The following is a 19,509-nucleotide window of genomic DNA, read 5'->3' as shown; positions in this document are numbered from 1 at the left end:
GGTGAGAGCGTGTCGTCGGCCCAGGCATACAGCTCCTTCACTAAGGACTCCGTGGCGCGGCTCCTCAGCTGCCTTGTTGGCGTGAGGGAGAGCGCCAGGCCCCTGCTCAAGCTTTACGACGACCTGCTCGGCGCGTCCGACAAGACGGTCGCTGAGGCCGAGAAGGAGAGGCCCTCAATCAGAAAGATATTCCTGGGCGGCGTAAGGCAGGAGCACGTGGAGTTGAAGGTAGACGGGCCCCACCTCAGAGGAGGGTCTCCCCCCGCGGGGTCTCTCTCCTACGCTTACTGGAAGCTCTACGGGACCAGGCCCGACGTCTACATAAGGTCCTCCCAGAGGCCCGACATCAAGGTAGGGGACGCCCTGCCCGAGGGGCCTACGCAGTGGGTCGCGCTCCTGCGGAGGCTCCTGCAAGTGATAGACGAGGCCGTTAAGGTGGCCAGGTCCAAGGGCCTGGAGGTTGAGGAGCCCTCGCCCAAAGACGTTGACCTACTCTCGAGCCCCGAGGCCCTGCCGAAGCTGGTCGCTGACCTCTTTAACGCGCTCATGAAGTGCGCCCCAGAGTTCAACGAGGACAGCGACCTGCTGTGGGGCCTCAGGCTGACAGTTAAGGAGGACGTCGACTCAATAAAGGCCGCCAACCCGGCCTCCGCCGAGGCCCTGGAGCTGCTCGGCCTAGGCAAGGTTGATGAGGTGAGGGGCAAGGACAGGACCTTCGAGTTCTACGGCTTTGACTTCCCTAACTGGGAATATGTAAGGGACGTTATAAAGAATCGCGTCAACGCTCCTGCGCCAGAAAGTACAAACAACTATAATGTCCATGTACGGTTTGACTTCAGGAACCTCTTGATACGCTGTGAGGTCTTTATATCAGGCCGCGCTTACTCCTGTGAAAAAACCTCGGTAAGTAATAGGCAGCTTTGGCTTTACCGTCACCATGTGCTGGCCGACGCCATCTATTACATGGACTCCTCACTTCCACTTCCAAAGACCCTGGGAGGCCTAATCATCATGGCCATTCTATTAATGTCAAGGCTCGCCACCTACATTTATGTAAACCTAAACGGTGACAACTACGGCAGGATTGTCCGGGTGAATATGCCTGACGGGCAATTCTCATACTTAGGCTGTGAGGGTACGTGGACAACAGTCTATGACCCGATAGCCGAAGACCTTGGCCAGATAGACAATGAAGAGGCGTTCTTTAACCTTAACGAGTTCTCCAGGAAGCACGTAATGAGGTGCTATATCCCCATGGCCGTGGGTGATATTATGTCGCAGAAATTCCCAGAGCTCTCAGAGGCTCATCGTAATCACCTGCTTCTCTGGGCAATACCATCAATAATATCTGAAGAGGATCACTAGCCAGCTTGTTTTAACAATCTCATTACTTTTAAGCTCTGAGCTGTCATGCCATCCTTGTCCTCCGCCTCGCCAGGCGCCGGGCCTGCCGCTCAGGGCCCGTCACCCGTGCCCTGGCCTCAGGCCAGGGGAGGGCCTGCTGCTCGCCGACGGCCTCCCGGTGCCGGCCCTCGTAAAGCTGGACCTCTGCAAGTCGCTGAGGAGGTTCAGCAGCGGCAGGTTCCTGAAGGAGTGGAAGGACTACGCGTCGGGCGGCGACCTCGGGGAGCTGCTCGGCGAGCTGACCTGAGCCCCCTGGACCCTCTCGAGGGCCCTCACCATGTTGAGCACCTTCCTGCCCTCGTCGGTGAACCAGTAGAGCGTCCGCCTCCCGCACCTGCCGCTCGCCAGGACCCCGACATCCACGAGCTCCTTGAGCTTCTTGTCAAGGGTGTTCCTGCTTATGTCGTTCACGGCCTCGTGCACCTGCTCCCTCCAGAAGGCGTTGCCCACTAGCTTGAGGCCCCTGCATCTCCTGAGCTCCTCCTCAGGGGCGGAGAGGCCGCTGGCCCCCTCCAGTATCCTTATCTTATCTTGTCACTGTCGTTCGCTGCCTCCCAGAGGCCCAGGAACACGGAGCTCGAGGCCCTAAGGCTTATGACGTCGCCGCTGTACCCCTGGCCGCTCTGGGGGTAGTTCCTCATGGAGAGCTGCACCTCCGGCCCTCCCCTGGGCCTGAGGAACAGAGTCATGGCCAGGGCGGCGAACACCATGGCTACCGCCACGCCCCTCAGGCCGCTGCTCACGTCGAGGACTATCCTGTCGTAGTCCCTGCTGTCCCCTATGGCATCACCCACCAGCTTGACTATCTCGTAGGCTATGTCGAGGGTGTCCGTGCTGCTTATGTCGTGCAGGTCCCTGACGCTGTGGCAGTACTTGCGCTCCCTGAACAGGTCCTCCCTGAGGTCAAGGTACGCCCTGGCCACCTCCTTGACCTCCTTAAGCTTCGCGTCGTTCATGCTCTCGAGGGCCTCCCTGGCGGCCCTCATGGTCTCCTCGTCGCACCCCTTCCCGGCCTCCTCGCCCCTCCTGAGGGCATCTATGACCCCCTGCCAGAGCCTGGTGGAGGAGCTGGCCGGGACGAGCAGCAACGCCCTGGGGAACTCGCCGTAGCTGAAGGCGGCGTCTATGGAGCCCTTCATCAGGTCCTTGGTCTTGCTGAGTACCAGGAGGACCAGCGTTTTGCCCACAGAGGTCCCCTCCTCGTATTGGCGTCTGCAGGAAATAAGCTGGCCGGGCGGGAGGGCGTCAGAAACGTACAACCTATTTTCCTCGGCGTCCCCCTTTTAACATGGGCAAGGGGCGTGGGCGAGGAGCCCTCGGAGGACGCCGTCATTCAGAGGCTGATCGACGTCGTGTCGGCTAACGAGGAGCTGCTTGAGATGGCGGTGACCTTCGCTGACGAGGACTCCTTCGACCAGCTCTACGAAGCCGTGAGGAGCGCCTTCGCCGAGGAGGGCCTTGAGGTCATAAAGTACCCAGCCCTCGGCGACATTGATGAGACCGGCACGGTGTACCTCTCCACGGTGGCCGTGAACGACATCAAGGACGGCGTGTCCTACGTCGTGTTCGGCAAGCTCAAGGCGGAGGTCACGACCAGGACTCGCTACAGGTACGTGGGCTTCGAGGTCGACAAAACCGTGCTGCTCGACGAGAGGAGGGCCCCGCTGGCCAACGCAGTGATGAGGTATGCCGCCCAGAACATCAGGGACGGCGAGCTGTTCGACGCCGTTGAGAGGGTGGCCATGGAGCTCTCAAGGGCCGAGGCCCAGGGCAGGGTCAGCGAGTTCATAAGGGAGCTCGACAGGAGGGCGAGGGCGCATGACACAGCAGCAGCGGTCGTAAGGTCTACACTCAGCGAGCTAGGCGCCGACAAGTGAGCGGGCCGTTGACTTAGGTGGTTTTCTCTTTTATCGTAGGGGAGTTTTACCGCACCGCACCTGAGCTTTCTTAAAAGCCCGCGGCCCGCCCCCATTCCAAGTTCTGAATGGGCGACAAGAATTACGTGGTGTTAGGTAACTCCTTGTCGTTCGTTTATCCCTGCCCATTGAAGACTAGCCGCTCGTCTCTACAAGGCTAATTAGCGATGAATGAACTTAAGAGATTTCCGTGGTCATGAACAAGGATTCAGCCCAGTATTTAACCCGCGACTCACGTATGAGTTGCGCCGCCTTGCTGTTGTGCGCCTGCGCCGCCTTGCTGTTGTGCGCCCTTCTTAAGCCGTTCGAAGTCTTCAAGCGCTGACTTAACGACCATGAGGGCCTCCCTGGCAACGACGGGGAGCGCCTTCTCTTCGCTCTCCCTAAGCCTCACCTTCACCTGAATTATGAGGCCAAACAGGGCCATGAAACTGAGCAGCGTCCCCTGGCTAGGCTTAATACTGATGAACTTGTATTTGCTGTGGCCCTCCTTGTCGACTTGCTTGTAGTGCACGCTCATCAGGCCGTTATTCTCGTCGTACCCTATGGCTATGTAGTACCTCTCGGCGTCCTTCTTCATCACGCCCTTCTCGATCTCGTAGTAGACGACAAGTGAGTACAGTTTGCCCCTCTCGTCGTTATTCCAATCTAAGTCAAACCAGCCGTTTATGTTCACTGCCCCCACCCCCTGCGAGCGCGAGGTAGTAGCCCATTATCTTCCTGGCCTGCTTCTCCGTTATGCCGGCCGAACGCCCTCAGGTAGTTCGAGTACTGCCTGCCGCTCAGCGCCGCCCTGGCCAGATACTGGACCACCACGGGCCTGACATTGTTCTTTATCGCCACGGCCTTGACCAGGAGGTTATCGAGCCTCGGCATAGCCATGTCACCCCAGAAGTCTAACCTTCGCCAGTTAATGATGTTGCACTTGGAGTCCAGTCTCAACGCATTTCCCTTAGTTTCTCCACCAATCTAAACTTTGACACAAAGGTATATATAAGGTTTCAACACTATTTCCATGGTTACTATCTACACGGTTCACGGCGTCTTAACCCATTCTATGGTTTCGCTGTCAATTGCTCCTACGGTCGATTGCTCATGGTATAGTTTCAGCACAATTCTGTGACTTCAACGTCGTGTGGGACAGGACCGCCACCACGCTGAGGATGGTTCACGCCACAAACTACAGCAGGAGGGACTACTGGGCCCGCCAGAGGGACGAGGTGCTCTCGACGCTGCCTAAGTTGGTGCGCTCGCCGAAGGCCGTCAGGGCTGCCTACTGCTTCCTAAAGAGAGACTTCATGAGGTGAGCCGTGACGGATGGCTACGACAATACTCAGCGACCTAAGCGATAACAAGTGAGCTATCCGTCGACTTAGGTGGCTCGCTCCTTTACGTAGGGATGTCCTAGCGCGCCACGCCTGGGTGCTAGGTGACTCCTTGCCGTCCATATATCCCTACTCTTTGAAGGCCGGCCGCTTGTCTCTCTTGGCACAGGCCTCGTCAAGGCGCTATCAAGGCTCACAGGTTTCGCGGGCCCCATAGCCTCGCCAAGTGCTTGCCCAGCGGGCGACCAGCTCATTTCTCAGAGTTATTAATTAAATGAGATCTTTAATTATCCACCTGGCCTGTAGCAGCAGTGGGACTAACACCTGCAATGTCAGGTAGGCGTTCTTGGAGGCTATGTACAGCGAGAGGGCCGCCATCTGCAAGCCTTCCTGCTGGGCCTGCTTAAGATCGCCAGCGCAGTTCACCTTTACTTCATTGTCCTTGAGCAGTTCAAGGAGCTCCTCGCCTGATGTGACCTCGAGCAGTCTAACGGCCTTCCCTTTCCCATAGAACTCCGCCAGCGCCTTGATGTTGTCCCACTCAGCGGGCATGCCCAGGGGCAACCCCACCCTAGGGCCAGGTAACAGAGTAAGTGCACTATAATCACGACTACGATTACGGTCAATGTAGTAGTAGTTCAAGGAATAGAAGTTCAGGTAAATCTTTAAGAGGGAGCCGTTTTCAGTCACGTCCTTGACTCGCGCAGGGTTGTCAGAAACCCAGTTCCATCCAACGAAAACGTCGCCTGCCTTCTCCGAGTAGCTGGTGATGACGCTCTGCAGCTCCGCCGCTAAATTACTAAGGTTCGTAGAGTTTAGAATGTCCAATAACGATAATTCCCAGAGGAGGCCAATCTTTGTAAGTCCCCTTATGCTCTTCAGCGCGTTGCCCTCGTAGGGCGGAATGAAAACGCTGAACCCATGCGGATAGGACGACGATAGGCTACTGCTGCTTAAAATAGCAGTTTTCCTATCAGACAACTCTAAGATCATTTTACCAAGATCTGTCGGACATGGATACGGAACTTTAGAATCCTTCATACAGCTATCTATAAGCTTTAGCGTGACGTCATTCAGTATATCCCAGAGGGTTCCTATCCTGTTGCACCCTGGGGAGAAGAAGGGTTGTATCCGCGCCAGTCGCACTTGCACAATGTTACCAATGCCTACTATGTCCCGAAAGTGCAGGTCTATCATACTAAGCCTATAATCATCATCGCCAATATCCCAAATGTTTACATCCTTGTCTGCAATACCTACCACAGCATAGCCCGGTTTTAACATTAGCTTCCCGTTGGAGACCAGCTCTAAGAGCCCTGAGAGCGCACCGACTAGATCATCCTTTGCAGTCCCCTCGCCAGTAGACAAATAGGGGCACCCACATTATATAGGGGGTAGCAGTTTACTTAAATGAACCCGCTCGCCGATGGCACCTTGACGTATAATAGTTTCCTCGGCCGCCAAACGCCTTTGCAGACCCAGGTAATGTTATGCTTAGAGGATTGTCGCTGGCCTAACACGCTCCCTTGACATCGACATTACCCCCGTTGACAAGCTGGTGGGCTGCAATGGAAGTGCCCTAACCGCCTTGGCCGGCGCCCCTCCCGAGGCCATTAAGGCAGCGCGACGTCGAGGTCACCGGCGCGACCTCCTACAGCTGTTGAGGCGTATAGTCGAGGGGACCTTCGTTAAGGCCGCCTCGCTGCCTGGCTCGTCGCGTAGCAAAGTGCAGTGAAAACTTATATGCGTCGTCGTTACTATTGGCTATAGCGTGACCCTAAGGGGGGCTAGCCTATTGACTACCAGCTTGATCTCCTGTCAGTCACCTCCGCCGCCCTACAAACCCGTGTGCGATGTTAGGGATGAGTGGCTGTCTCAGGCCTCGCAGGGGACTGGCATCTATGAGACTGCCAAGAACGCCGTGGGAATAATATATAAGAACGTCTTCATGTCCTCAGACCAGTTCGTACTGGAGTTCCTCCAGAACGCCGAGGACGCCAGGTTCGAGCTCTGTCAGAAGAGGCCCGACCTCTGTAAGGACAAGGGGGTCTTCAGGGTCTCCGTGTTCACTGACAGGATAGTCATAGAGAACAACGGGAAGAGCATAGACAAGGACGACATAGAGGGCCTGTGCTACATAAAGCAGCACAAGAGGCCCTCGGCTGGCTACAAGGGGTTCATAGGCATAGGGTGGAAGTCCGTCTTCAAGGTGTCAGCCAGGGTCGACGTGGCCTCAAGGCCTCACGATAGCGACGGCGCTGTGGCGTTCAGCTTCTCCAAGGACGCCTGGTACAACGACCCCTCCCTCAAGGACCTGCTCTCCAAGCTTAACGTCAAGCCCGAGGATGTAGTGTGGGAGCTGACGCCAATACCTGTGGAGCCCCCCAGCGACCTTGAGAGGGGGTTGACAAGGTTCACGGTCTACGTGGATCAGCAGACGGCAAAGAACCTCAGCGATGCGATACACCAAAAGCTGAGGGGGCACATGTTCCTCTTCCTCAGGTACATAAACAGGGTCGAGATTTACGACCACGTCGCGAAAAAACAGAAGGTAATAGAGTGGTCCCTCGAGGAGGAGCCCAGGAAGTTCAACGACATCACTATCTACAAGTACAGGACGTTGGAGGTTGAGAAGTCGCTTGACGGCAGCGAGGGTGAGCCTCTGAAGTACGGGGGCAGGTTCTTGGTCTTCAGCAGGGAGGTCACAGTGCCCCCTGATGTAAGGAGGGACAGGGAGACCATAAACGCCAACAGGGGCGACGTTGAGGAGAGGGAGATCTCCATAGCGTTTGAGCTCGATCCAGTAAAGGACGAAATCAAGAGGCCGAGGGGGTCTCAGCTTCTCGGAGTCTACTCGTTCCTCCCGCTCGAAGAGGTTGAGAGCGGGCTCAGGTTCCTCATACAGGCCGACTTCATTCTCCAGGCAGGGAGGAGGACCATCAACTTTGAGGCCCAGTGGAACAAGTGGACCATGGGCGAGATAGCTAAGCTCCTGAGGGACTCCTTGCCATACCTCATGGATAACTACACGAGCTCGTATCTAGCGATTCTTGACTATAATAGCCAGAACGTCAGGCAAGAGATGGAACGCCTGCTGGAGGAGACCGTGTGGAAGACCATAGACGATCTCGCGAGCAGGCTATCCGAGCTCAAAGCGCTCGACCAGCAGGGGACCATAAGAACCCTTGCTGAAGTCTTCAGGCCTGAGGATGACATCATATATGACCTGCTGGCGCAGAACCTGATAGATGAGGATGACCTCAGCTATGTCTTCAACGGCAGGAGGCTTTACCCGATCTCGAAGGCTCAGGAGCTTCCAAGTAAAATAAAGGAGAAAATCACCAAGCTTAAGGCTGAGGACCTGCTCAACAGGCAGCTAATAGGTAGCATGTTAAAGAAGGACAGGCTGAGGACATATAGGTTCCTGGTCAGGCTTTACGCTTACCTGTTACACAACAACAAACTGAACCCGAGTATAGCTGTATTGCCAGACCTCAATGGCAACGTTGATGGCTCAGAAATGTTGTTCCTAGATGACGAGAGCCTTGCGTCATTCCCGCAGGACCTCTCGCAGTTCAAGGACATCGTATTAGGCTACAAGCAACAGATATCTCGGCTGTCAGAGGAGAAGTTCCTCGACGACGAGTTCTTTAAGGTAGCCGTCGAGGTTCTGGGCAAAGAGGACGCCGATAGGCTGCGTGAAGGACTTGAAAAAATTCAGAAGATAAAGCGGGTAAACCTGGATAGTTTCGCGAAGCTACTCCTGGAAAACCTCCTTACTGTGAGCAACGACGCGTCCCGCGCCGATAAACAGAGAAGCTCAATAGCAAAAGAGCACCTCCCGGCGCTGACAGCCTTCGTGCTTTTTACTCACGGGTTGCCGCTCAGGGGTGACAATGGGATATGGATGTTAAGCAAGGGCGGGGAGCTCATACCATCCACTAAGCTCTACGCGCGTGATGTGCTAAGACTACTCGGGGGGTCAAGCGAGGCTGAGGACTACCTCAGTAAGCTTGGAATCACGTTTGTTGACGAGAAAAGTTACCTCGACGTCCTTAATAATAATGAGAAAGAATTCGTAAGGCTGCTGAGGAACGCCGGGGTGAAGGGGCTGAGGCCCTGCGAGAATAGGGAGGCGACCGAAGACCTGATTAAGAAGTTGGTGAACGGGGCGGCCTCATCGCTTAGCACGGGCAGCACTAACAACTTAATGGATCACGTTAAGTACGTGAAGTACCTCAAGGATTTATACGTAAGCTGCAAGGCGACGGGGAGGGAAGAGTCTGTTAAAGATGTTATAAAGAGCCACGAAGTTAGGCCAAACATAGTGCTGATTGACAGGATGAACAGAAGGTTCAGCCCCTTCACTAATGGCGTAGAGTGCCTGCTAGGCCCCAGGTACGGCGCGGCAGAAGACTGGGGCGTGTGGGCGTCTTATGTCAACCTTGAAAAGTTCCCGAACGTCTGCTTTATAAGTGATGCCTACATCGAGGCCGACAACGACGGCAGCGGCTGGAAGGATTTCCTGACCAACGTAATGGGCGTAAAGTCTGAGCCTTCGTCCGACCTGCGCAGGAAAATGCTCGGAGAGTTCGGGGAGGCGTACGTAATGAAGAAGCTCAAGGAGCTAGCAGGGCCCTCTCAAGCTAACAGGATAATCATTGGCGACGTAGCCTTCAAGGTGGTTGAGATCAAGGACGTCTCTGACCAGAACCTGGGTTACGACATATTGCTCAAAGGCCAAACCGATGACGGCAAACCAGTGGAATACTACATTGAGGTGAAGACCATCAGCGAGGGGGGCGAGAGACCACCTTTAACCGACAATGAGATAAAGTCGCTCATCGTTAACAGGGACAGGTACTTGATTGCTATAATTAAGGACGTCCCAGGCAACCCTAAGGCCATTATAGTCCCGGCCAAGGCGCTGCTGGAGGAAAGGTGCGAGCTGGCCTTCGAGAAGGCCATAAAAGATATAGATAGAATAAAGAAGGACAACATCCTCATAGTAGACAACGTGATAGACTTAAGCGCAGAGATGGTGGACAGGCTGGTTAGCAAAAAGAAGGCCTTCATGATCTAGTCTGCAATGCAGCGTCCCTGCTCCGGTCCGTCAGCCAATAACAAGGCAGGGGACCTGGCGGTCCAGCTGAACTTTCACGTCTACACGATACAGCCCAACGCCTACTGGGTGGCGAAGCCCTACATGGCTGGCTACATAGGGAGGGCGGCCTGGGAGGAGAACTCTATGGCAAGAGGTGGGTCAAGGCGTAGTCCCCTCCTATCAATCCCTGGACCCCAGCCCGCTTTCTTGTCTTCAGGCCCCTTGATCAGCACGTAAAACCCTCCCCATCACCTGGCCCTGGGACGGCGCTGAGGATACTTGTCATAGGCGGCGGGGTGGTCTGCCTCAGCACCAGGAGCCTGCTGAACACGCCCTCTCAGTGGACTTCCCTGCCAGGCCGCCTCCGCAGCCTGATCACATTCCTGGCCTCCGATGTGCCCCTGAACGACTTGTAGGTCTCCTCAACGACGAGGTACGCGGAGGCCCCGGCCCAGCCGAGGGTCGCCTCGCCCGACCAGCTCGTGAGGGAGCAGATAGCGTCGGTGGTCGCCGCGGCGATAGACGAGGGCCTGAGGGCGGCCAGGGGAGTAGGAGGCCCTTGCCGTGACGTGGGGGCGGCCGCGACTAGCTGCCTTCGGCCTTTTTCTTCGCTTTTTTATTTTTGTTTTCATTAAAGGGCTTACTTAGGTAACTTGCTGTGCTGAAAAGTCAAGCGCGCTATGGAAAGGGCTCAAGCCCTGGAGCGCGTGCCCTGCCAACTTCGCCCAGCCGACCTGCGGCCCGACCGACGACTTTAGCTCCTGAGCGAGGAGGCCTGGTCGACGTGCTCAGCAGCCCTGTTGGCCGATGAAGGGCCTGGGGCTGAGGACCGCGCCAGCGCTTGCCGGCTCGGCCTCCTGGGCTCTCACTTTTCCTAATAATAGAAAGTGGGACTTTAGGTGGTTTAATTACAGGTAAAATTTTTATTTTTCCCACACTTTGTTGTAACTCTGATATACATGAGGTGATCCTGGTGGGCAGCTCGAACTCCTACATAGAGAAGGCGCAGGCGAGCGACAGGGAGCTGAGGAAGGCCCTAGGGCTCCTCGAGATAATGTTCCTGGTGCTCGGCGCCATAATAGGCAGCGGCTGGCTCTTCGGCTCCTTCTACGCGGCCGCCATGGCGGGCCCGGCAGCCGTGGTGTCATGGATCATGGCAGGCGTGCTCCTGCTCTTCGTGGCCCTCGCCTTCGCCGAGCTCTCGGGCGCTATACCTAAGACAGGCGCGATAGTCAGGTACCCGCAGTACAGCCACGGGAGCTTCGCCTCGACCCTGCTCGGCTGGGCTTACTTCCTGAGCGCCGTGACGGTGGCCCCAGCAGAGGCTGAGGCGGCTGTGACCTACCTCTCCACCTGGTGGCCCTCCAAGTGGCCGCCGCTGACGTACTCAACTACGGTGGCCGGCGTCACGGTGACCCTGCTCACCGGCGTGGGCTTCGCCATAGCCTTCGCCTTCCTCACAGCGTTCTTCCTGCTCAACTGGTTCGGCGTCAAAGTGCTGGGCGCCGTGACCCACGGGGCCGGCTGGTGGAAGCTGGTCATACCGTTCGCCACAGTCATACTGATATTTGTCCTCATCTTCCACCCGGCCAACTTCGCCTCCCTGAGCTACTCGGGCGGAAACATAACGGTTGGCAACAAGACCTACTCGTTCTCTCCGGCCCACGGCTTCGCCCCCTACGGCTGGGCCCCGGTGTTCTTCGCGCTGCCCACAACAGGCATAGTGTTCGCCTACCTTGGCTTCAGGCAGGGCCTTGAGTACGCCGGCGAGGCCAAGAACCCACAGAGGGACGTGCCGCTCGGCACTATACTCGGCTTCATAATAGCCATAGTGCTCTACGTGCTCCTGCAGGTCTCCTTCGTGGGAGGCATAGACTGGTCCAGGTACCAGATGAACCTGACCTACACCTACCCGAACGGGACCACGGTATACAAGGTGGTCCAGCTCTCGCCCGGCAACTGGCAGGGCCTCGGCTACACCGTGCTATCCTCAGGGCCCTTCTACGAGCTGCTGGCGGTGAGCGGCGTCGGCATACTGGTCGGCTGGGCCTTCATACTGCTCATTGACGCCGTCGTCTCGCCCAGCGGCACCGGCTGGATATACGAGGGCACCACGACCAGGGTGCTCTACGGCATGGCTGCCGACGGGGTGCTGCCCGAGTGGTTCCTGAGGCTCAACAAGTACAGGATACCGTGGATAGCCCTGATAACCTCGTGGCTGCTCGGGGCCCTGTTCATGGTGCCCTACTCCGGCTGGGCCCTCATGGTCAGCTTCATATCGCTGACCACGGTGCTGACCTACATAATTGGCGGCTCCGCCCTCATGGTGCTCAGGAGGACGGTTCCCAACATGCCGAGGCCCTTCAGGGTGGGGAGCGACAGGGTCGCCTGGGTGATAGCTGCCATAGCGTTCATAGCCTCCTTCCTGATAGTCTACTGGTCCACGTTCTCGGTGCTCTGGCTGGCGGCGACCTTCATACTCGTCGGCGTGAGCCTCTACTACATGATGGTCGCCCCGTCCAGGTTCGGCGTCAGCAGGGCCCACGGCGTTGCGGCGGGCGTGATGTTCTGGGCAGTGCTGGCGGCCACCACGTACTTCCTGGTGTGGAGGAACGTCATGTCCGTGGCCCCAGCGCCCGTCGACGCCAGGACCGTCGGCTCCCTGGTGGGCTTCGTGGTGGTAAACCTGGGCGCCGCCGTTGGGCTCACGGAGTGGCTCAAGGGGGAGATGAACGAGGAGGGCAGGGCCCACACCAACGCTGGCTACTGGGTGCTCGCCGTGCTGTTCGGCGCCTACACGCTCTCCTGGCTCGGCCAGTACGGCCCCTTCACGTCGCCTATAATACCGTTCCCGTGGGACACCGTGGTGACCGCCCTGGTGGCCCTGGCCCTGTTCTTCTACTCGGTATACAGCGGCATCTTCACCAGGGACCTCGACGCCGTGCTGAGGGAGCTCGGCGTCGCCCCAGTGCAGGCCGACGGGGGAGGAAAGGGCCCATGAGGCCCGAGGGAGCGGCCTAGGCCTTAACTTGGTCCTTTTTTATTTCCGTTCGTCCCTGCGCTTTCACCTCGGTCATTTTACGTTCACTCGTGATCGAGCGTAGGGACTGCCCTCGGCCACCTGCCGAGCTCAGCGGCGCGGGGCTCACATATCACCGCGGTGGCCCTCGCCCCGCCTTCTGGGCACGGCCCACGCTGGCGGGAGCTCATCCTTTGTCAATATTTTGTTGTGTAAACAGATACAAAAAGGGTTTCTGTTAGAATGAGAAAGGGTTCAGCCCAGGGCTTGGCCTGATTCCTAGGCGCCCTTGGCAGGCCGCGGCCTCACGAGGGCCCCGGCCGCTGGCCTCCCTCTCCGAGCCTCTGGGCAAGGGGGTCGGCCTCCACGAAGGCCATTATCCAGCCCACCACGTCCACGAAGGGGACTATTATCAGTATCCCGGCCACCCTCAGGAGGTCGTCGTTGAGCCTGCTGCCGACGTCATAAATCTCAAGGCCGGGGAATATGGAGGCCAGGAGCACGCCGACCCAGCCCAGGGCCGCCACGGCATAGCCGAGCTCCCTGACAACGATCACAGCTATCAGGGCGCCGGGCCCCGGGATGGAGGCTAAAGCCATCAGCGCGGCGGCCGCCATTATCAGCTCCCCGAGCGCCACGGCCCCAAGGGCATACGGAACGTACCTGACCCAGCCGGAGCCGTCGTACTGGCTGAGGCCTGAGGAGCGGAGGTCCCTCAGGGAGGCCTCGAGGCTCCCCCTGGACCTTGTCAGGAAGAGGTAGGCCCCGACGCCCGTGACGAGGAAGCCCACGATGGGGATCCCCGCCCCTATCGCAGCCAGCAGCAGGGATATGAAGGCCCAGAGGGACCCCTCCTTCAGCTGCTCCGCGGCAGCCTTGGCGTAACCTTGGCTCATAAGCCGTCAACTCATGTACATGGGTTCGGCCAGGTATATATGCTGACCCCTCGCCTTGGCCCCGCGCGGCCTCGGCCAGCTGAAGGGCATGTTAGGGGGAGGCGATGGTCATATGATACGTGAGGGACGGCTACGCCACGCGGGGCCTCCTGAGACAAAGGACTACCTTGATTCTATTATTTTACTTCCCTTTTCCCACTCATTTCATTATCAAGATGGCGAAGTTGTCTGGAGACGCCATTATCAAAGCCCTCCCGCTAAGGCTGGCGTGCCCCTTAGCGACTTTTTATAGTCTGGAGGGCTTCGGCCTGGCCAGCGATCAGTGGGGAACGACAGCAGCAATTAGACTATAGGTTAGGCAGCAGAGGAAGCAAAGAAGCTTGAGAAACTCAAGTGAGTTCTTCGACGTCACGGGCTTAAGGCCTTCTTTTCTGATTATGACTAGAGTAGGGGCGAACCGCGTGCCTACGTTGTGCCTGTTAAGGCATGGGGAGTCGCTGTGGAACAGGGAGAACAGGTTCACTGGCTGGGTTGACGTACCACTAACCGACAAGGGCAGGGAGGAGGCCATCAGGGCTGGGCTTCTTCTAAGAGGTTATAGGTTTGATGTGGCCTACACGAGCAGGTTGGAGAGAGCTATTGAGACCCTGGAGCTGGTGATGCTAGCCATGGGCTATCGCGTGCCAGTAATTAAAGACGAGCACTTAAATGAAAGACATTACGGAGACTTGCAAGGCCTAAACAAGGATGAGATAGCCAAGACATATGGAGAAGAGCAGGTCAGGCTATGGAGGAGGAGTTTCAGAGCAAGGCCTCCCAACGGGGAGAGCCTAGAGGACACTCAGAGGAGGACAGTGCCATTCTTCAAGAATACTATACTGCTGGACCTTGTTAATGGCAAGAACGTCTTAGTGGTAGCGCACGGCAACAGCCTAAGGTCAATAATAATGTACCTTGAGGACGTACCTGAGGATAAAGTACCTCAGCTGGAGATACCAACAGGCCAACCCATAGTTTATGATGTCTACTGGGACCAAGAGGCCCATATGCTGAAGATAAGATCTAAGAGCGTTTTAAGGTAGCTAATGTAGTTATTCATATAGTTACTCAGCGCGCAATCCTAAGTAAACATAAGGGCTCTACGGTCAAGCAAGGCCTATACTTACAGTGGAAGCCTGAGTTTTCCCTATCCATACAGAACACGCCTTAAACTTGGGGACCCCGCAGCAGGATCAGTCAAAGGGCCAGCTTGACCTCTCCGGCATGGTCTATCTATGAGTTAGCAGTGCCAGCTACGTGGGGCTAGCCAGGTGGGCCCAAGACTAGCCTAATGGAGACCAGTGAAAGGACTAGGATAATTGCTGGAGTATCAAACTGGCTCCTAGCCACGGTTATCCTAGTGTTGTCTATGCATGTTGGGCTGTTGTGGCCATCTTCTTGACCGAGCTCCACAGCTTCTTCTCAGGGCTTCTATAGAAAAAGCGAAGAAATGAGAGCAGTCATAAGCATCTACAACTGCGGCCCTGACGTGCCTGACCACCCTCAGCGGACAGTGGCCAACAAGGCCAAGGGCCTACGGCAGGGGCCTCCTTGAGCCCCTGGCTGCCCTCAGGGCCCCCTCTATGGCCTCAGCCACGGCCGACCCTATGAAGTCCCTGGTGAGCCCCCTGGCGGGGGACCTAAGCGTGGCGGGCCCCTCGCCCGGCCTCACGTAGACCTTCGCGCCCCTCGGCGAGCCCTGGAGGCACTCGCACCTGCCGAAGTCAACGCTGTAGCCCAGGGCCTTCATGACCTCGGCCTCGGCGTCGCTGGCGTGGCCCACGTCGAGCTCCAGGGCCTCCCAGTAGTTGACCTGCACCACCGCGACCTCGGGCGGCAGGGAGGGCATCATGTCCCTGAGCGCAGCCTCAACCGCCGGGGAGTTGCCGTAGTGGCCGTTCACTATGACCACGTTCCTGGCCCCGGACCTCACCAGCGACGTTATGACGTCCCTGAGGAGCAGCTGGAGGGCCTGGAGCGAGAGGGACACCGTGCCCGGGGCCAGGGACCACTCGGCGGAGAAGCCGTAAGCTATGGGGGGAGCGAGGACGCAGGGCCCGCTCACCCTCTCGCACGCCGCCTCCGCGACGCCCTGGGCTATCATGAGGTCTGTGCCCAGGGGGCCCTCGCAGTGCTGCTCAACGCTGCCCACCGGTATGATAACTATCGCGTCCTCCCTTGACATGAGCTCCCTGGCCTGGGCGGAGCTGAGCTCCTCGAGCCTGTACAAGCCGCTCACCGACACGGTTGTGCCTGGACGGTATATTACAATGAGGCCCTGGGAGGTAAGTGCTAAAGCGTTAGAGCCCCCTGGGCATCAGCTGTCAGGGGAAGGGGAGGATGGGCAAGGTCAGGGTCAAGTACCTGGGCTTCCTGGCCGACCTTGCCGGCACCAATGAGGCCCAAGTGGAGGTCAACGGCGAGGCCAAGGTAGAGGACGTCGCCCCGGTCATAAGGAAGCTGAGGAGGTCCGACTACGTGCTCCTGGTGGACGGCAAGGGGGCTGAGCCCGACACCCCGGTCAGGCCGGGGAGCACGGTTGTGCTGCTGCCCGAGACCGGCGGCGGCTAGAGCCTGAGCTCCACCTCCCTGCCTGGCACCCTGGCCCTGAGGTAGCAGAGCCTCCCCCTCAGGCCCGAGGCCGAGAGCGACCTGGCCACGTACTCTAGAAGGTCCTCCAGCGTCCCCTCCCTCCCCGTGACCTCCCAGAGGGGCCTCCTGTTGGCCCTGCTTAGCGCCGAGTCGAGGGCGGCCCCTATGGCCTCCAGGTCGTCCCTGGCCTCCCCCTCCCCGTAGCAGTAGCAGGCGGTGACCTCAACGTCGTGGCCGTGGAGGTCGTAGCCCATGCTCTCCAGCCTCATGGCCACGCTCACCGTTGAGCTCGCGCAGAGCGACCACTCCAACGGGACCTCACCGCCCTGTACAGGGATATGGCCAGGGCCGCCAGGGCTAACAAGAGTGATCCCCAGGCTATGAGGCTCAAGGCGGCCCCCCGCCCCTCGTGAGTGCTTAGGCTAAAAGTGTCGCGCTCCACTATAAGCTCCGGTGAGCACCCTGGCCTGCGTGGACTCGCCCAGCGACTTCATAAGGAGGTACGGGGTTGACGCCAAGATTGTCGAGTTCGAGGAGAGCGTTGAGACTGTCGAGGCCGCGGCCAGGGCCGCGGGGGCGCCGCCGAGCGACATAGTGAAGACCCTGCTCCTCATAGTGGACGGGAGGCCCATGGCGGTCCTGCTGCCGGGGGACAGGAAGCTTGACTACAGGAAGCTCTCGGAGCTGACCAAGGCCTCGAAGATAAGGATGGCGTCGCCCGACGAGATAGAGGAGCTCACAGGCCTGATGCCAGGAGGGCTCACGCCGCTCTCGGAGTGCATAAGGGGCCTGAAGGTCATAGTGGACGGGAGCATAGCCTCCAAGGAGAGGGTCTGGACCGGGGGAGGCTCGATGAACGCCCTGGCCAACGTGTCAGTAAGAGATCTTTTAAGGGCGCTCAGGCCGATAGTCGCGGACGTCTCGCAGTGAGGCAGAGGACCTTAGCCGCGGCCCTCCTCCTGCTGGCCTTCTCAGCCGTGGGCCTGGCGGCGGCCCTGGAGGTCTACAACAGCTTCTACCTCCACAGGTCGGCCCCGCTGGCCTGCACATACCCGGTCAGGGTCTCCGGCGTTGCAATAAACTGCCTCGACGTGCTCTCGAGCGGCTACTCGAGGGTCTACAGCTTCAGCCTTGACGAGCTCGCGATAGCGTGGTTCTCGGCGGACCTGGCGCTCTCAGCATTGACAATAGCCACGGGGCTCCCGAGGGCCCTGAGGGTCGCCCAGGCGGCCTGGAGGTTCCTCGGCGTCTCCTTCGTGCCGTACCTGGTCTACCTTGAGCTCTTCAGGATACACGCCATCTGCGTCTACTGCACCACAATGCATGTGATGCTGATAGCCAACGCGGCAGTCGCGGCCGCAGAGCTTAAGGGCTCCGGGCCCCTCTAGGTCGCCCAATCAACCCCTCCTCATCGTTTCCTCGGCCTATGTCGGCCCGCTCATCCCAGGCTATGGTTGGCCCCGAGGTAAATTACGCTTTTTAGGGTTACGTAAGCGCGTCACGGGCGGTCCCTGGCGGCCTTTTCTGGCAGTAACGCTTTACATCTAGTATCCGATATCATAAACGTGTATGTCCACGTTTTAAGGATCAGTCAAATCAATACCAACGCTTAAAAAGACTTGTACATACACAGCCCCAGACGTTAGTCCCCTTGGACGAGGTGAAAATTCTGTGGGAAGTAAGCAGGAGCCCGGCGAGAGGGGCTCGAAGTTCAGGGACATATTCAAGGACCTGAGCGACATATTTCACATGTTCTACATAGAGACGGTGCCCTCGTATGGCAACAGCTTCTGGTTCCAGATAGGGTTCTACCTGCTGGTGCTTGCCATAGTGCTGGCCGTCACCGGCGCGATAATGATGTTCTTCGGCCCCTACTGGTGGAACTACAGCGTCGCGGGCATGTACGTTAGCCAGATACACTTCTGGGCCGCTGAAATACTGGTGACTCTGCTGTTCGTCCACATGTTCGTCAACTTCTCCACCAAGGCCTACGAGAAGAGGAAGGACATGTGGGTCCTCGGGACCATAATGCTGCTCCTGGTGCTCATACAGTACGCCTTCGGCATAGGGCTTAACAACAACATAGTGGCACAGTACAACGACAAGAGCGGCGCCGGCCTCTGGAACGCCCTCGGCCTCGGCTGGTTCGTCAACCCAGAGAACTTCGGGGCCGTCCTGGGCTGGCACGCCATAGTCGTGCCGGGCATACTCATGCTCCTGGCCGGGGCCCACTTCATGCTCGCCTGGAGGAGGGGGCTCAGCAAGCCGCACAGGCCGGAGATAAGGTACTCCGTGGTTAAGGCCGACCACAGGAAGATGTTCATAGGGGCGGGCGTCCTCGTGGTCATAGTTATAGCCCTTGGCCTCATACTTGGGCCCCTCTGGGCCTACCCGTTCATACCAGCCCTTGACGCCCAGTGGGCGGCCCAGCACTACCCGGACCTCTTCGCCGCCACGCTGCTGCAGGAGTACAACTACACCTCGGGGACCGCGACCTACCAGAAGTTCTCGATATTCGGCTTCATAAACCCGTACTCTTTCAGGTGGGACAACATAACCTACGTCAACACGAGGGAGGTCTACGTGGTGAAGCCCTACGAGATGCTCATAAACTCCACCGACGGAACCAACTACCTCGCCGAGTTCCAGGCCGAGCCGCCGTCAGTGCAGCTTGAGCAGCTCAACGCGGCCTACAACTACTTCAGCGACAACGGCTCCATAGCCGCCGCCCTCCACAACACGTCAAACCCGATAGAGGTCGTGGCGGCCCAGCTGACCGTGATGGCCCAGTCTGGCCTCTACGACGGGGCCCTGAGCCAGGAGACCTGGGACCACAGCAGCCTGGACCAGCTGTATGAGATAAGGCTGATAGCCGACACGGGCCTCATGCACACCATAGAGGGCTTCAAGTACCACCTGCACGAGTACTTCATGGGAATGACGAAGTTCAACGTTGAGCCGTGGCAGATAGGCAGCTACTGGCTGGCCCCCTACGACGCCCTCGAGGCCTGGGGCGACCACATACCTTGGTGGCACACGCTCTACAACGCATCAATAGCCATGGTGTTCTTCCTCATAGTGCTGTTCCTGCCCTGGATACCCGGGCTGAGGAACCTGCCGGACTACCTGAGGCTCTACAAGATATTCTGGAACAGGTACACGATACCTGAGATGAGGGGGCAGGAGGCCAGGAAGGGCAAGTGACTTCCAGTTT

The 19,509-nt window shown here is 58.1% G+C and carries 20 protein-coding genes; 12 read left to right on the top strand and 8 right to left on the bottom strand.

Translation table 11 applies throughout. The features are described from left to right. Positions 1–9: 9 nt before the first annotated feature. Together ACZ5OO_RS04170 and ACZ5OO_RS04165 are read left to right on the top strand one after the other, a co-directional pair. A complete protein-coding gene (locus ACZ5OO_RS04170) occupies positions 10–1,365 on the top strand; it encodes a hypothetical protein (protein WP_464077873.1) in 1,356 nt (451 codons plus the stop codon). A 157-nt stretch (positions 1,366–1,522) separates the two neighbouring features. Beyond that, positions 1,523–1,651, top strand: coding sequence for a hypothetical protein (locus tag ACZ5OO_RS04165; protein ID WP_464077872.1), 129 nt, complete (start codon positions 1,523–1,525; stop codon positions 1,649–1,651). Here the strand turns inward: ACZ5OO_RS04165 and ACZ5OO_RS04160 are convergent. Together ACZ5OO_RS04160 and ACZ5OO_RS04155 are read right to left on the bottom strand one after the other, a co-directional pair. Further along, the gene (locus tag ACZ5OO_RS04160; RefSeq protein ID WP_464077871.1) at positions 1,603–1,854 is read right to left on the bottom strand and encodes a winged helix-turn-helix transcriptional regulator; all 252 of its coding nucleotides are present in this window, start codon (positions 1,852–1,854) and stop codon (positions 1,603–1,605) included. The two genes, ACZ5OO_RS04165 and ACZ5OO_RS04160, sit on opposite strands and share 49 nt — an antisense overlap. A gap of 71 nt (positions 1,855–1,925) precedes the next feature. Next, positions 1,926–2,591, bottom strand: a complete 666-nt coding sequence (locus ACZ5OO_RS04155; protein ID WP_464077870.1) for a hypothetical protein — start codon at positions 2,589–2,591, stop codon at positions 1,926–1,928. A 114-nt stretch (positions 2,592–2,705) separates the two neighbouring features. Between ACZ5OO_RS04155 and ACZ5OO_RS04150 the strand changes: the two genes are divergently transcribed. Further along, positions 2,706–3,281 carry a hypothetical protein gene (locus tag ACZ5OO_RS04150; protein ID WP_464077869.1) on the top strand — a complete coding sequence of 192 codons (576 nt, stop codon included), beginning with the start codon at positions 2,706–2,708 and terminating at the stop codon, positions 3,279–3,281. A 271-nt stretch (positions 3,282–3,552) separates the two neighbouring features. On the opposite strand, the gene ACZ5OO_RS04145 is transcribed toward ACZ5OO_RS04150, so the two are convergent. Together ACZ5OO_RS04145 and ACZ5OO_RS04140 are read right to left on the bottom strand one after the other, a co-directional pair. Then, on the bottom strand, positions 3,553–3,996 hold the full coding sequence (locus ACZ5OO_RS04145) for a hypothetical protein (protein WP_464077868.1): 444 nt from the start codon (positions 3,994–3,996) through the stop codon (positions 3,553–3,555). After that, positions 3,993–4,196 (bottom strand): hypothetical protein, encoded by a 204-nt coding sequence (locus tag ACZ5OO_RS04140; protein WP_464077867.1) that lies wholly within the window; start codon positions 4,194–4,196, stop codon positions 3,993–3,995. Before ACZ5OO_RS04140 ends, ACZ5OO_RS04145 begins: the two co-directional genes overlap by 4 nt. A 197-nt stretch (positions 4,197–4,393) precedes the next feature. Between ACZ5OO_RS04140 and ACZ5OO_RS04135 the strand changes: the two genes are divergently transcribed. Then, entirely contained in the window at positions 4,394–4,627 is a 234-nt protein-coding gene (locus tag ACZ5OO_RS04135) for a hypothetical protein (RefSeq protein ID WP_464077866.1), read from the top strand. Between the two features lie 288 nt (positions 4,628–4,915). Here the strand turns inward: ACZ5OO_RS04135 and ACZ5OO_RS04130 are convergent, their stop codons facing one another. After that, entirely contained in the window at positions 4,916–6,013 is a 1,098-nt protein-coding gene (locus ACZ5OO_RS04130) for a hypothetical protein (protein ID WP_464077865.1), read from the bottom strand. 427 nt (positions 6,014–6,440) lie between these two features. Between ACZ5OO_RS04130 and ACZ5OO_RS04125 the strand changes: the two genes are divergently transcribed. The 3 genes from ACZ5OO_RS04125 to ACZ5OO_RS04115 all read left to right on the top strand — a co-directional run bounded on the left by ACZ5OO_RS04125 (position 6,441) and on the right by ACZ5OO_RS04115 (position 12,750). Beyond that, entirely contained in the window at positions 6,441–9,728 is a 3,288-nt protein-coding gene (locus ACZ5OO_RS04125; RefSeq protein ID WP_464077864.1) for a protein NO VEIN domain-containing protein, read from the top strand. Between the two features lie 6 nt (positions 9,729–9,734). Further along, positions 9,735–9,986, top strand: coding sequence for a hypothetical protein (locus tag ACZ5OO_RS04120; RefSeq protein WP_464077863.1), 252 nt, complete (start codon positions 9,735–9,737; stop codon positions 9,984–9,986). 736 nt (positions 9,987–10,722) lie between these two features. Continuing rightward, positions 10,723–12,750, top strand: a complete 2,028-nt coding sequence (locus ACZ5OO_RS04115) for an APC family permease (RefSeq protein ID WP_464077862.1) — start codon at positions 10,723–10,725, stop codon at positions 12,748–12,750. Between the two features lie 323 nt (positions 12,751–13,073). Here ACZ5OO_RS04115 and ACZ5OO_RS04110 read toward each other — a convergent pair whose 3' ends face one another. Further along, a complete protein-coding gene (locus ACZ5OO_RS04110; protein ID WP_464077861.1) occupies positions 13,074–13,664 on the bottom strand; it encodes a DUF973 family protein in 591 nt (196 codons plus the stop codon). Positions 13,665–14,125: 461 nt separating this feature from the next. On the opposite strand from ACZ5OO_RS04110, the gene ACZ5OO_RS04105 reads away from it, so the two are divergent. Continuing rightward, positions 14,126–14,746 (top strand): 2,3-bisphosphoglycerate-dependent phosphoglycerate mutase, encoded by a 621-nt coding sequence (locus ACZ5OO_RS04105; protein WP_048812906.1) that lies wholly within the window; start codon positions 14,126–14,128, stop codon positions 14,744–14,746. Positions 14,747–15,237: 491 nt separating this feature from the next. Here ACZ5OO_RS04105 and ACZ5OO_RS04100 read toward each other — a convergent pair whose 3' ends face one another. After that, positions 15,238–15,942, bottom strand: coding sequence for a creatininase family protein (locus tag ACZ5OO_RS04100; protein WP_464077860.1), 705 nt, complete (start codon positions 15,940–15,942; stop codon positions 15,238–15,240). Positions 15,943–16,043: 101 nt separating this feature from the next. On the opposite strand from ACZ5OO_RS04100, the gene ACZ5OO_RS04095 reads away from it, so the two are divergent. Further along, a complete protein-coding gene (locus tag ACZ5OO_RS04095; RefSeq protein ID WP_427973047.1) occupies positions 16,044–16,274 on the top strand; it encodes a MoaD/ThiS family protein in 231 nt (76 codons plus the stop codon). Here the strand turns inward: ACZ5OO_RS04095 and ACZ5OO_RS04090 are convergent. Continuing rightward, positions 16,271–16,606 (bottom strand): hypothetical protein, encoded by a 336-nt coding sequence (locus ACZ5OO_RS04090; RefSeq protein ID WP_464077859.1) that lies wholly within the window; start codon positions 16,604–16,606, stop codon positions 16,271–16,273. The genes ACZ5OO_RS04095 and ACZ5OO_RS04090 overlap by 4 nt on opposite strands. Before the next feature lie 142 nt (positions 16,607–16,748). On the opposite strand from ACZ5OO_RS04090, the gene ACZ5OO_RS04085 reads away from it, so the two are divergent. The 3 genes from ACZ5OO_RS04085 to ACZ5OO_RS04075 all read left to right on the top strand — a co-directional run bounded on the left by ACZ5OO_RS04085 (position 16,749) and on the right by ACZ5OO_RS04075 (position 19,499). Beyond that, positions 16,749–17,225 (top strand): aminoacyl-tRNA deacylase, encoded by a 477-nt coding sequence (locus ACZ5OO_RS04085; RefSeq protein WP_013267407.1) that lies wholly within the window; start codon positions 16,749–16,751, stop codon positions 17,223–17,225. Next, complete coding sequence (locus ACZ5OO_RS04080; RefSeq protein WP_464077858.1) at positions 17,222–17,683, top strand: vitamin K epoxide reductase family protein; 462 nt, start codon at positions 17,222–17,224, stop codon at positions 17,681–17,683. The genes ACZ5OO_RS04085 and ACZ5OO_RS04080 overlap by 4 nt, the downstream gene beginning before the upstream one ends. 283 nt (positions 17,684–17,966) lie before the next feature. Beyond that, positions 17,967–19,499: a cytochrome b N-terminal domain-containing protein gene (locus ACZ5OO_RS04075; RefSeq protein WP_464077857.1), complete on the top strand. Its 1,533-nt coding sequence runs from the start codon at positions 17,967–17,969 to the stop codon at positions 19,497–19,499. The last annotated feature ends 10 nt before the right edge of the window (positions 19,500–19,509 follow it).

Source organism: Acidilobus aceticus, assembly GCF_055392325.1.
Note: the sequence above shows the minus strand (reverse complement) of the source record. Positions and strands in the feature narration are given on the sequence as shown.

Bases quoted from the DNA above. Each gene is read 5' to 3' on its own strand.
- ACZ5OO_RS04140 (WP_464077867.1), bottom strand. From the start codon at position 4,196: ATGCCGAGGCTCGATAACCTCCTGGTCAAGGCCGTGGCGATAAAGAAC.
- ACZ5OO_RS04110 (WP_464077861.1), bottom strand. From the start codon at position 13,664: ATGAGCCAAGGTTACGCCAAGGCTGCCGCGGAGCAGCTGAAGGAGGGG.
- ACZ5OO_RS04095 (WP_427973047.1), top strand. From the start codon at position 16,044: ATGGGCAAGGTCAGGGTCAAGTACCTGGGCTTCCTGGCCGACCTTGCC.
- ACZ5OO_RS04120 (WP_464077863.1), top strand. From the start codon at position 9,735: ATGCAGCGTCCCTGCTCCGGTCCGTCAGCCAATAACAAGGCAGGGGAC.